Below are 12271 nucleotides of genomic sequence, written 5' to 3'. Positions count from 1 at the left end.
GCACTTAACTACCGGCGTAAAGGTTGCAGAAGCTAACGGGGCCGACGCAGGCGGACTGCATCGCGGTGTGCGACGGAGCGCCCGACGCCGAGCTGCCACTTTGTGTGACACCGCCGACGGACTGCATCGTCAGTTGCTGATCGCTTTGTGCCGCGACCTTTGCTTCCGCTGCCTGGACATCTGCCGGGTAGTTCACATCGTCACCGCTGGTGGGCCGATATCCGGCATGCTCGACCCGCACGAGATCCGCACGAACTTCCGCACGGGTGACCGGAGCGCTGCTTTGAGCGAAGCTGAGGACCGGGGCGCCGAGAGTGCAAACGGCGAGAGCGAGACTTACGAACAATTTCGACATGATTGATACTCCTTCATTAAGTTAACGGTTCGCGGCGGGAAGCCGCGGATCAAATCATTCTGCACAGACCGGCAGGATCATTCCCGTCGGACATAAATTACTATCGGACTCCTAACTATCCAACCTTCCAGTGTCACGGGTCGGCGTTCGTTCCTTCGAACTTCTTTCTCGTGGGGTTCCGGATTAATGCGTTTGCATCTGGCTACATAGGGGCAAACACAAGGCCTCGACGTTTATTCCAAAGTTTTTCGAAATCGATCGACCGCGGCGCTCACCTCCCGGCGAAGCGTTAGCGGGCGGCGCTCAAGAGCGCATAAAGGAAAACGCAAGGAACGGGATTGCGAGCCCGCGCACGATAATCTAACGCCTGTTCGTTTCCGCGACTCAGTGGCAGAATCGGCATGGTCTTATGCCGTGGAGCATCAATGTATGGAAGATCTCAACGATCTGGTGGCCTTCATGGCCGTGGCACGTGAGCGAAACTTCACGCGTGCGGCTGCGCAACTGGGTGTCTCTCAATCAGCGTTGAGCCGCACAGTACGCGGTCTCGAACAGCGAATGGGCATGCCGTTGCTGATGCGCACCACGCGCAGCGTGTCGCCCACGGACGCCGGCGAGAGATTGCTGGCATCCATCGGACCGCGATTCGAAGAGATAGAGGCGGAGCTCGATGCGCTGCGTGCGATGACCGACCGGCCCGCTGGAACCGTGCGGATCACGACGACCGATTACGCGGCAAACACGTACGTCTGGCCGCGGGTGCAGACGCTGCTGCATCAGTACCCGGAGCTGAAAATCGAACTGCTGAACGACTATGGGCTATCGGACATCGTCGCTGATCGCTACGACATCGGCGTGCGGCTCGGCGACCAGGTGGCCAAGGACATGATCGCAGTGCGGATTGCACCGGATATGACGATGGCAATAGTCGGCTCGCCCGGCTACCTTCGCTCAAGGCCCGTGGCGAGGAAGCCGCAGGATCTGACACTGCACAGTTGCATCAACCTCCGACTGCCGACAAGGGATTCGTTGCTCGCGTGGGAACTGAGCAAGGGACGGCGCGAATTGCAGGTTCGGGTCGAGGGTCAACTGACCTTCAATAACGTCTACCAGATGGTCGACGCGGCGCTCGCGGGCTTCGGACTCGCTTACGTGCCCAAGGATCTTGTCGAACAACACGTCAAGGCCGGCCGCCTTAGTTTCGTTCTCGAAGACTGGTTTCCCACGTTCGTGGGGCATCACGTCTATTACGCAAGTCGCCGTAAATCGTCCACGGCAGTGCAGCTCGTCGTGGACGCGCTGAAGTCGGGCTATCGCCGCGTGGCAAAGTGAAAATGTCGCGTTTATCTAGAACTGCGCGACTTGCGGAATCATGGCAGCCTGGCCACGCAACACGCCTGAGTCGTCGAACAATTGCCACACCGTTGCGTGCTCGATCCAGAAACGCTGCCCGGACTTCGTAATGCGAATACCACGATACCCGGTGACGAAACCGTCACGCGCTACCTGGTCCAGGAACGCCTGGCGCTCCCCACGTTCCGGAAGTTCCGCCGACAGCCGCGAGCGCAGAGAAGTGATCTCGTCCCAATCGTATCCGAAGACCGCTTGAGCTTTGGAGTTGCCATAGATGAATACCGGGTCGGCCTGCGTATCGTGCGCGAGAAGGCCAAAAGGCGCCGATACGTAGAGCCATGCAGCGCCCTCGGCGTCGCTCATATCCGCGGGCACCAGCGATTCACCGAGCAAACGGCGATAACTGTTCGTGAGGAGGCGGAAAAATTCGACATCCGTCTTCAGTGACATAGTGTGTTGCTCCAAATCTGTTTCCCAAAAGCAGTGCAGTGGGACCATGTAAATACCGCCCGTCGTTACACGTGCGAGCTTACGCAAATCACGTCCGCGATACAACCTTGGGCGAGGTCAGATATGGAGCAGTTACGACGCGATGAACCGTGGACTCGCGGCATGACGCAATCGCGGCGCTGTTGCCGCTGCAAGACCCTGGCGTGGTGAAGTCTGTTCACAACGCCTGGTTATCCTTATCGAATCGCATCGATCAAATTCGACGTGCCATCGTCATGCACTCGCTGTCTCTTGCGGATAGCGGTAATATCGCGAGACCGGCCGCCTCAATCCAAGGTTTTCGCGCAGCGTGCGTCCCTCGTATTCGCTGCGGAAGAGACCGCGCCGCCGAAGCTCGGGCAGGACTAGTGCAATGAAATCATCAAGACTACCGGGCAGCAGCGCGGGCATCACGTTATAACCGTCTGCGCCGTAGTTGACAAAGCGGTCCTCGAGCGCGTCGACAATCTGTTCCGCGGTGCCGACCAATTGCCAGTGCCCGCGCGCGCCCGCAACGCGCAGATACAGTTCGCGAATCGTCAGATTCTCTCTACGCGCGAGTTCGATCGTGAGCGACTGACGGCTCTTGCTCGCGTTCGTCTCCGGCAACTCGGGAATGGGACCGTTGAGCGGATAGCCGGATAGATCGAAGCCTCCCGTCAGCGTCGATACGAGCGCGAGCCCTACGGCAGGATCGATCAGCGACTGCAGCATATCGAACTTCTCGCGTGCCTCGTTCTCTGTCTTGCCGACAATCGGCATTACGCCCGGCATGATCTTCAGATCGTCCGGTTCACGACCGTATTGGGCCATGCGTCCTTTCACGTCTGCATAGAACTCGACCGCGTCGGCCAGCGTCTGCTGCGCCGTGAAGATGACCTCCGCCGTGCGCGCCGCGAGCGCCTTGCCCGCGTCTGACGAACCCGCCTGCACGACGACGGGCTTGCCCTGGGGCGAGCGCTCCACGTTCAGCGGTCCGCGCACGTTGAAGAATTCTCCGCGATGATCCAGCACATGACGCTTCTCCGGATCGAAGTAGCGACCCGCATCCTTGTCGCGCAAGAAAGCGTCGTCGTCCCAGCTATCCCACAGTCCGTCCGCGACTTCGGCGAACTCGACGGCACGCTCGTAGCGCCTGGCATGCGCGAGATGCTCGTCGAAGCCGAAGTTCTTCGCCTCGTGCGCGCTCGACGATGTGACGAGATTCCAGCCGGCCCGCCCTCCGCTGATGTGATCGAGCGAAGCGAATTTGCGTGCGATGTGATACGGCTCGTTGAACGTCGTTGATGCCGTGCCTACCAGACCGATGCGCTCCGTCACTGCAGCGAGTGCCGACAGCAGCGTAAGCGGCTCGAACTGCGCGACGTAGCTATGCGCGGTGCGGCTAAGAAAGTCGACATTATCCCCGCGCGTGCCCGCGCCATCGGCAAGAAAGATCAGGTCGAACTTCGCTGCCTCGGCGGCTCGCGCGAGCCTCACGTAATGCCGGAAATCGCTACCTGCGCCCGCGTGTGAGTCGGGATGACGCCAGGCGGCGATGTGATGTCCCGTCGGGTAAAGAAAAGCGCCGAGGTGCAGTTGTCCGTTGCGTTCGCTCATGACTTTCCTGATTCGTTAGTTATGTTAACGTTTCGAATTCTGCGGCTGCAAGACCGCGCGCGTGACTGCGGATATGTCGACAGGTCAAGCATCCGAGTATAGAAACCGTACCGCTTACCGATAACAACCGATTTGCGCTTACGTTATTCACGTGAGTGCAATTACGCGCCAGCGCACCGCCGCGTCTCTGCCTGATGGATGACGAAGCAAATCACGCCTGCGCGCTTAACGATCGCTGGATTCGTTCTTTGACCCCTGCGTTTTCGCGTCACCATAATTGGCGTCCTCCGCGTTCTCCCTTCAGGACAGGAAACCGATCATGCCAACCCTCGCTCTATTCAAGCGTCTTGCCGTCACGGCGGCGTGCGCAACGTCGATGTCTGTTCAGGTCGCTCAGGCCGCCGACAGTCCCGCAGCAAAACCGCAGCAGACGATACACATTGGCTTCGTACCGGGACCGTACGCAGACGAGTTCCGTCAGGGCGTCGAGCCGCAACTGGTCCGCAAGGGCTACACGGTGCGTTACGTGGAGTTCATCACGGGCCTCGAAGCGAATCAGGCTGTGTATAGCGGCGAAATCGCCGCCGACGTGATGCAGCGCAGCGTGTATCTGAAGTCGTATAACGACCGCAACCGAACTGATCTGGTTCCCGTCGTTCAGGTGCCGACGCCGCCAATGGGGCTCTATTCGACAAAGCACCGCACGCTTGCCGACGTTAAGCACGGCACGACTGTCGCTGTCCCAAACGATCCGGTGAACCTGGAGCGGGCGCTGAAGATCTTGCAGAACATCGGCTGGATACGCATTCGTCCGAACCCAAATCCGGTGGACTTGACCGAGCACGACGTCATTGCAAATCCGGCGGGCATCCGGATTGTGCCGCTCGAATCGGCACAGGCCCCGCGCGCGCTCGAAGATGTCGACTACGCGGCAATCCAGGGCAACTTTGCGATCGCGAGCGGTCACAAGCTATCGGATGCGCTCGCGCTCGAGCAGATGACCTCGCCGTATGTAAACCAGGTGGTGGTGAAGGCAGCAAACCGCAATTCGCGCGCGATAACCGACATTGTCACGGCGTACCAGTCGCAGGAATTCCGCAATGCGATTCTGGGCAACCGTTTCTATGACGGCTTTCGGATGCCGGACTACTTCAACCGATAAGGGGGCGCGAGAAGCGCTTGCGATTGTACCGACACACGAGGCGCCCTAAAAAACCAGAACGTTCGACGCAAAGAAAAAGCCACCCATGAAGGGTGGCTTTCAAATGTTTGGTGGGCCTCCCGTGAGTCGAACACGGCACCAACGGATTATGCTAACCAGCTACGGCTTTCGCCGCCCCTTTCGGGTTTGTGGTCTGGACTGTCTCTTGTCTTTACGACCTGCCCGTTCAGTCTCTACACGTTCTCTCAAAGAGAGCTTCGCTCGGGATTGCCACGCTGCGAGAACAGCAGAGGTTTCCCCGAATTTGAGCAGTTCTACCAAGGGGCAGAGCTAACTTACCCCAAGGCAACCCATTCATGACTCACCATGCCGTGCTGCGTGGTTTAGGTGAGTCTTTGCTAAGTCCGCTGCTCTAACCAAGCATGAGCTAGAGGCCCTGAGAACTCGAGATTTTACCGTATCTGAAGCTATCAACGTACAGGATGTTGCGCGGCCTGTTCGTCGATTGGCCGCCATACTACACGAAAAAGGGGCCTCCGCAACCGCTCCGCTTTTACGGAACAACTGGGAGACCCCTTCAAACTGCTGCTTACTAGCGGCTACGTCATTTCCGACTAACCACGCCGGCCAACCTGTCGATCAGTTCCCCTCAAGGAACGACTTGAGCTTGTCCGAACGGCTCGGATGACGCAGCTTACGCAGCGCCTTTGCCTCGATCTGACGGATCCGCTCACGCGTGACGTCGAACTGCTTGCCGACCTCTTCGAGCGTGTGATCGGTGCTCATCTCGATACCGAAACGCATGCGCAGCACCTTCGCTTCACGCGGCGTCAGCGAATCGAGCACGTCTTTCACGACGTCGCGCATACTCGCGTGCAACGCGGCGTCTGCCGGCGCCACGGTGTTCGTATCTTCGATAAAGTCGCCCAGATGCGAATCGTCGTCGTCACCGATCGGCGTTTCCATCGAGATCGGCTCTTTCGCGATCTTCATGATCTTGCGGATCTTGTCTTCCGGCATTTCCATCTTCTCGGCCAGCGTTGCCGGATCCGGCTCGAGGCCGGTTTCCTGCAGAATCTGACGCGAGATGCGGTTCATCTTGTTGATCGTTTCGATCATGTGAACCGGAATACGGATCGTGCGCGCCTGGTCCGCGATCGAACGTGTAATGGCCTGACGGATCCACCACGTTGCGTACGTGGAAAACTTGTAGCCACGACGATATTCGAACTTGTCCACCGCCTTCATCAGGCCAATGTTGCCTTCCTGAATCAGGTCGAGGAACTGCAAACCGCGGTTCGTGTACTTCTTCGCAATCGAGATCACGAGACGCAGATTCGCCTCGGTCATTTCGCGCTTCGCCTGGCGCGCCTTCAGTTCGCCGGCCGCCATCTGACGGTTGGTTTCCTTCAGGTCCTTCAGCGGCAGCACCACACGCGCCTGCAGATCCAGCAGACGTTGTTGCTGCTCGCGAATGGCCGGAATATTCCGCGTGAGGATCGCGCTATACGCATGACCTTCGCTGACGATCTTGTCAGCCCACTCGAGGTCCGTTTCGCTACCCGGAAAACGCGCGATGAATTCCGCACGCGGCATGCCGCACTTGTCGACCACCGTATGCAGAATCTGACGCTCGACCTGGCGCACCTCGTCCACCTGCGCACGCAGCGTGTCGCACAAACGCTCGACAGTACGGGCGGTGAAGCGGATCGTCATCAGCTCGTTCTGGATGGTTTCCTGCGCCTTCAGGTACGACTTCGACTTGTAGCCTTCCTTCTCGAACGCGCGACGCATCTTGTCGAACCATTCGCTGATCAGGGCGAATTTTTCGAGCGACGCACGCTTGAGCGCTTCCATTTGCGCTGCGTTGGCCGTGGCCTGCGCGGTGCCGTCGTCTTCTTCCTCGTCCTCTTCGGCTTCTTCCTCTGCTTCCTCGTCCTCGCTTTCGATCGCTTCCGCTTCCTGCACGGAGAAGCCGTCCGCGTCTTCAGCGTCGGCGTCGATCAGGCCGTCGACCAGTTCGTCGATGCGGATTTCCTCGTTCGCGACGCGCTCTGCCATGGCCAGAATGTCGGCGATCGTAGTCGGACACGCGGAAATGGCCATCACCATGTGCTTCAGGCCGTCTTCGATCCGCTTCGCGATTTCAATTTCGCCTTCGCGCGTGAGCAGTTCGACCGTACCCATTTCACGCATGTACATGCGCACCGGGTCGGTCGTGCGGCCGAATTCCGAGTCGACGGTGGAAAGCGCAACTTCGGCTTCTTCCTCGACTTCGTCGTCTGACGAAGCGGCGGGCGCGTTGTCGTTCAGCAGCAGCGTTTCGGCGTCGGGCGCCTGCTCGTACACAGCCACGCCCATGTCGTTGAACGTGCTGATGATGCCTTCGATCGCCTCGGTCTCGGTGAAGTTGTCCGGCAGGTGATCGTTGATTTCAGCGTACGTGAGGAAACCGCGCTCCTTGCCGAGCTTGATGAGCGCGCGCAATTTGGAACGGCGCTCCTCGAGTTCCTCCACCGTGCCGGGCGCCGACGAAGAGAACGCGTCTTTCAGGAGCGCCTTTTCCTTGGCACGACGGTCGCGAGCCTTGGCCTTTTCCACTTTGCCGGAAGCGGCCACAGGGGTTTCTTCGCTCTGGGTTGCGTCGTCATCGACGGGTACTTCATTCAGCTTTTTCGTCATGGAGTTCGCCGTACCGGCTGTAGTCTCGACTCGCGGCTGGTGGACAACAGCCGGTTGAACCGTGGATACTGGAGTCTCGCGCACTGCCGCATCGTCCTGCGCGACAGCCGCTTCCCTTGCGCTTCTGACACCCGGTCGTTTCGCGGCCGGAGGTGGTACAGTTTTCGCCGCCTTCGCGACCGCCTTTACGACCCCCGCCGGCTCCGCTCGCGCGGCCAAGGTGGTCGAAGACTTCTTCCCGGCAGCCGGTGTAACGCTAACGGCAGACGCTTTCCTGGCGGAAGAATCTAACCTGGCCGAAGTGACTTTTGTGGTCTGCTCCCTGGAGCGTGGGCCGGGTGTGTTCTTTCCGCCTGTAGTCTTTGCCATCGCATCGCCTTTTCGCCTTTGCTAGGAAAACCCTTTGAAAAACAAACCGCTGGAAACCTTTTATTATACCACTCAGGTTTCTGCGCTTCCCGCTACAAGCCAAGCTGGCGCTTCATGTCAGCCCGCTTCCGATTGAGTTCCGCAAGCTCCGCGAACTCTTCCGGCGTGTGCCGGGATTGTCGTGAAAGCTGATCGAGACGATCGCAATAAGCGTCGTATCGCATCTTCAGAATCGCCGCTTTCAGCTCCTCCCCGACGATTCTCTCCTGCTCGCGCCGCTCTTCTATGACGGTCGCATCTTCCGGGTCCTTCAGCAACAAATCCCGGACATTTTCATCATAGTCCAGAATTTTGCGAAAGATTTCCTCGAAAGTTGGGGCGTTTGCGCCGTTTCGCAATAGGTCGGAGAGCAATTGAAACTCCGCCGAATCGCCGAGTGCGCGCGCATGCGTCGTCACTTCTTCGAACAGTTCGCCATGCCGCGTCACGGTGACAAGCGCCTGTTCGGCTTCCTCGTCGAGCACCGCGACCGTGCGCGGATACATCACAAGATTGCGCAGCGTCTTCTCTTCGATGCCGGTCACGCTGCGCCGGTCCTTACGAGCCGGCGCCGAACGCGCCGCCGCCGCGATGCGCGAGTCGACCTCACAGAGCGCGGCGACCTCGTCGAACGGCACGTCCAGCCGGTCGGCGAACATATGCATGATCTGCGCGCGCAGCGCATTGGCCGGCAGCGCCTGCAACAGCGGCTTCGCGTCGAACAGCGCGCGCGCACGGCCTTCCGGCTGGTCCAGCTCCTTGCCGGCGAGCACCTCGTTGAGCATGAACTGCGAGAGCGGCATGGCGCGTTCCACCTGGTCGGCGAACGCCTCGGTGCCAAACTCGCGGACGTAGCTGTCCGGGTCGTGTTCCGCCGGCAGAAACAGGAAGCGAATGGTCCGGTTGTCAGCCGCGTGCGGCAAACAGGCGTCCAATGCCCGGCGCGCGGCGCGCCGGCCCGCTGAATCGCCGTCGAAACTGAAGATGACCGTGTCGGTCTGGCGCATCAATTTCTGCACATGAATCGGTGTGCAGGCTGTGCCGAGCGTGGCGACCGCGTTCTGAAATCCCAATTGAGCCAGCGCGACCACATCCATATAACCTTCGACGACCAGCACGTAGTGCTGTTCCCGAATCGCGAGACGGGCCTCGAAGAGCCCGTACAACTCGCTGCCCTTGTTAAATAGAGGCGTTTCCGGCGAATTCAAATACTTCGGCTCGCCGCCGTCCAGCACCCGGCCGCCGAAGCCGATTACCTGTCCCTTCACATTGCGTATCGGGAACATGATCCGCTCGCGAAAGCGGTCATAGCGGCGATTCTGGCCCTGCGCGTCCGATTTCTCGCTAACGATCACCAGACCCGATTCGACCAGGGAATCGTCGCGATAGTTCGGAAAAGCCGCTTCCAGGTTCTGCCAGCCGTCCGGCGCGTAGCCCAGCCCGAAGCGGGCGGCGACCTCGCCGGTCAAGCCGCGTTTCTTCAGATATTGAATCGCGACAGGCGCGCCGCGCAATTGCTTGCGGTAGTAGTCGCAAGCCGTCTGCATGACGTCGGAAAGCGCGGTGGTAACTGCCTTGGAGGCCGCCGGTGCATAGCCGCCCGAACCGCCGCCTCCATAGCCGGGCGAAGGCTCGTTCGGCACCGTCAACCCGACGGATTGCGCCAGTTCGTTGACCGCCTCGGGGAACGACGCGCCGACGTGCTCCATCAGGAAACCGATTGCCGTTCCATGAGCGCCGCAGCCGAAGCAGTGATAAAACTGCTTGGTCGGGCTCACCGTGAACGAAGGGCTTTTCTCGTTATGAAACGGACAAAGCCCCATGAAGTTCGCGCCGCCCTTCTTCAACTGCACATACCGCCCCACCACGTCGACGATATCGACGCGGTTGAGCAGATCCTGCAGGAATGACGGAGGGATCACGGTAAATGACGCCAGCTTAGGAGCTCGATACCGCGCGCGCCGCCCATGGCGGCCGCGCGGGCCATAACGCGCGGTTTACTTGGCGAGCGCAGCTTTGACTTGCGCGGAAACGGCCGTCATGTCGGCACGCCCGGCGAGCTTCGGCTTCAGCACGCCCATCACCTTGCCCATGTCCTGCGGGCCGGCCGCACCGGTTTGCGCGACCGCGGCCTGCACTTCGGCGACTATTTCCGCCTCGGACATCTGCTCGGGCATGTACGCCGACAGAATAGCCAACTCGGCCTTTTCCTTGTCGGCGAGGTCCGTGCGGCCGGCGCCTTCGAACTGGCTGATCGAGTCTTTACGCTGCTTGATCATCTTGTCGATCACGGCAGTGATCGCCGTGTCGTCGAGCGTCACGCGCTCGTCGACCTCACGTTGCTTGATCGCGGCGAGCAACAGGCGAATCGTGCCGAGACGCTCCGTTTCACGTGCCCGCATGGCGGCTTTCATATCGTCGTTGATCCGGTCCTTGAGGCTCATCACTCACCTGAATGCGTTGAAGATTGAAAAACCGGCCGAGTGGACTGCATCGACATGCACCAACACGAATACCCGCTTGGGACAGCTTCCTCAAGCGGGTTGGCGCAATGTGCGTAGTGGATGCGACCCTGCCGGCTGGTCCGATAAGACCGTGTTTTCCGTGGCAGCACCCGTTGTGCCGTCACCGGTTGGATGTCGCCGCTCCGTTTGACCAGAACAGCGGCAACGCCAGAATCAGTAGAATTTCTTTTGCAGCATCTGGCCACGCAGACGCTTGAAATGACGCTTCACCGCAGCCGCCTTCTTGCGCTTACGCTGAGCCGTAGGCTTTTCGTAAAACTCGCGCGCCCGAAGTTCCGTCAACAAACCGTTTTTCTCCATGGTGCGCTTGAAACGGCGCATGGCGACTTCAAACGGCTCGCTGTCTTTTACGCGGATCGTCGTCATTTTTCAATAACGGAACTTTGTAAAGGTTCAGGAGTATAGCAGAGCTTTCGCACAAAGCCATTGCGCCGTCAAGCCCCCCGGGCGTACTCCGCAGCGGCCTCACCGGCCGCCACGCCTGACGCCCAGGCCCACTGAAAATTGTAGCCGCCGAGCCAGCCAGTCACATCGACCGCCTCGCCGATGAAGTACAAGCCCGGTGCGCGGGCGCTCATCATCGTGGTGGACGAAAGGTCGCGCGTATCCACACCACCGCGGGTCACTTCGGCCTTGCGGTAGCCTTCGGTGCCGTTAGGCGTGAGCGTCCAGCGCGACAATGCTTCACCGACACGGCGAAGCACCTTGTCCGGCAGGTCGGCCACGCGAGCTTCGGCGGGAATCTGATGGGTCTCCAGCCACACGTGGGCGAGCCGCTGCGGCACCCATTCCGACAACAGATTCGCAATCTGACGCCGCGTCCCGGTCTTCGCTTCGAGCAAGGCGGCGGCGGCGTCCCGGTCCGGCAGCAGATCGATGTGGATCGGCTCGCCCGGCTGCCAGTAGCTGGAGATCTGCAGCACGCCCGGCCCGGAAAGGCCGCGGTGCGTGAGCAGCAGGTCCTCTTCGAATTCAGCGCCGGATTTCTTGTTGCCGGTCGCGATCCGTACCTCGAGCGACACGCCGGAGAGCGCCGAAAACGGCTCCCAGTCGGCGGCGGCGAAGGTGAGCGGAACGAGCGCGGGGCGCGTGTCGATGAGCTTGTGGCCGAACTGCTTGGCAAGACGATAGGAAAAATCGGTAGCGCCGATCTTCGGAATCGACAACCCGCCCGTAGCGACAACAAGCGCCCGCGCCGCGATTGGACCGGCGTTGGTGTCGAGCGTGAAGCGGCCTTCCACGTCCTGCCTCACATGTTCGACCGACAGCGGCGCACGCCATGCGACCCGTCCCGCGTCGCACTCGTTTTTCAGCACGTTGATGACGGCGTCGCTCGACTCGTTGCAGAAAAGCTGCCCTTTATGCTTCTCGTGCCACGTCACATGATGCCGCTTGAGCAGCGCCATGAAGTCGCGCGGCGTGTAGCGCGCGAGCGCCGAGCGGCAAAAATGCGGATTCGCCGACAGATAATTGGCCGGGCCCGCATACAGGTTCGTGAAGTTGCAGCGGCCGCCGCCGGAGATCCGGATCTTCTCCGCGAGGCGCTGCGAGTGATCGATCAGCACCACGCGCCGGCCCAGTTGCCCGGCCACCGCCGCGCACATCATGCCGGCCGCGCCCGCGCCGATCACCGCAATATCGTAGGATTCCATGGGGCCGCATTGTACCTGCGCGCCTGCGGCGACTTGCCTCGCACTG

At 60.3% G+C, this 12271-nt stretch carries 10 protein-coding genes; 2 read left to right on the top strand and 8 right to left on the bottom strand.

Annotated elements, in window-relative coordinates:
* Window positions 1–4 precede the first annotated feature (4 nt).
* The gene (locus RW095_RS16470; RefSeq protein ID WP_317016992.1) at window positions 5–355 is read right to left on the bottom strand and encodes a DUF4148 domain-containing protein; all 351 of its coding nucleotides are present in this window, start codon (window positions 353–355) and stop codon (window positions 5–7) included.
* A 429-nt stretch (window positions 356–784) separates the two neighbouring features.
* On the opposite strand from RW095_RS16470, the gene RW095_RS16465 reads away from it, so the two are divergent.
* Window positions 785–1687: a LysR family transcriptional regulator gene (locus RW095_RS16465; RefSeq protein WP_317016991.1), complete on the top strand. Its 903-nt coding sequence runs from the start codon at window positions 785–787 to the stop codon at window positions 1685–1687.
* Window positions 1688–1702: 15 nt separating this feature from the next.
* Here RW095_RS16465 and RW095_RS16460 read toward each other — a convergent pair whose 3' ends face one another.
* Window positions 1703–2158: an MEKHLA domain-containing protein gene (locus RW095_RS16460; protein ID WP_317016989.1), complete on the bottom strand. Its 456-nt coding sequence runs from the start codon at window positions 2156–2158 to the stop codon at window positions 1703–1705.
* Between the two features lie 273 nt (window positions 2159–2431).
* Window positions 2432–3796: an LLM class flavin-dependent oxidoreductase gene (locus RW095_RS16455; protein ID WP_317016988.1), complete on the bottom strand. Its 1365-nt coding sequence runs from the start codon at window positions 3794–3796 to the stop codon at window positions 2432–2434.
* Window positions 3797–4172: 376 nt separating this feature from the next.
* Here RW095_RS16455 and RW095_RS16450 point away from each other — a divergent pair, with 376 nt between their 5' ends.
* Complete coding sequence (locus RW095_RS16450) at window positions 4173–4958, top strand: MetQ/NlpA family ABC transporter substrate-binding protein (protein ID WP_317019867.1); 786 nt, start codon at window positions 4173–4175, stop codon at window positions 4956–4958.
* Between the two features lie 639 nt (window positions 4959–5597).
* On the opposite strand, the gene rpoD is transcribed toward RW095_RS16450, so the two are convergent.
* The 5 genes from rpoD to RW095_RS16425 all read right to left on the bottom strand — a co-directional run bounded on the left by rpoD (window position 5598) and on the right by RW095_RS16425 (window position 12225).
* Window positions 5598–8009, bottom strand: coding sequence for an RNA polymerase sigma factor RpoD (gene rpoD / locus RW095_RS16445; RefSeq protein WP_317016986.1), 2412 nt, complete (start codon window positions 8007–8009; stop codon window positions 5598–5600).
* A 92-nt stretch (window positions 8010–8101) separates the two neighbouring features.
* Entirely contained in the window at window positions 8102–9970 is a 1869-nt protein-coding gene (gene dnaG / locus RW095_RS16440) for a DNA primase (protein ID WP_317016985.1), read from the bottom strand.
* Between the two features lie 75 nt (window positions 9971–10045).
* The gene (locus tag RW095_RS16435; protein WP_027802972.1) at window positions 10046–10492 is read right to left on the bottom strand and encodes a GatB/YqeY domain-containing protein; all 447 of its coding nucleotides are present in this window, start codon (window positions 10490–10492) and stop codon (window positions 10046–10048) included.
* A 234-nt stretch (window positions 10493–10726) separates the two neighbouring features.
* A complete protein-coding gene (gene rpsU, locus RW095_RS16430) occupies window positions 10727–10939 on the bottom strand; it encodes a 30S ribosomal protein S21 (RefSeq protein WP_317016983.1) in 213 nt (70 codons plus the stop codon).
* 68 nt (window positions 10940–11007) lie between these two features.
* Window positions 11008–12225, bottom strand: coding sequence for a BaiN/RdsA family NAD(P)/FAD-dependent oxidoreductase (locus tag RW095_RS16425; RefSeq protein WP_317016981.1), 1218 nt, complete (start codon window positions 12223–12225; stop codon window positions 11008–11010).
* Between the last annotated feature and the right edge of the window lie 46 nt (window positions 12226–12271).

The sequence above is a fragment of the Paraburkholderia kirstenboschensis genome, assembly GCF_032806925.1.
In the GTDB taxonomy this organism is placed as follows: Bacteria; Pseudomonadota; Gammaproteobacteria; order Burkholderiales; family Burkholderiaceae; genus Paraburkholderia; species Paraburkholderia kirstenboschensis.
The sequence above is the reverse complement of the archived record's forward strand: the minus strand, read 5'-3'. Positions and strand labels throughout refer to the sequence as shown.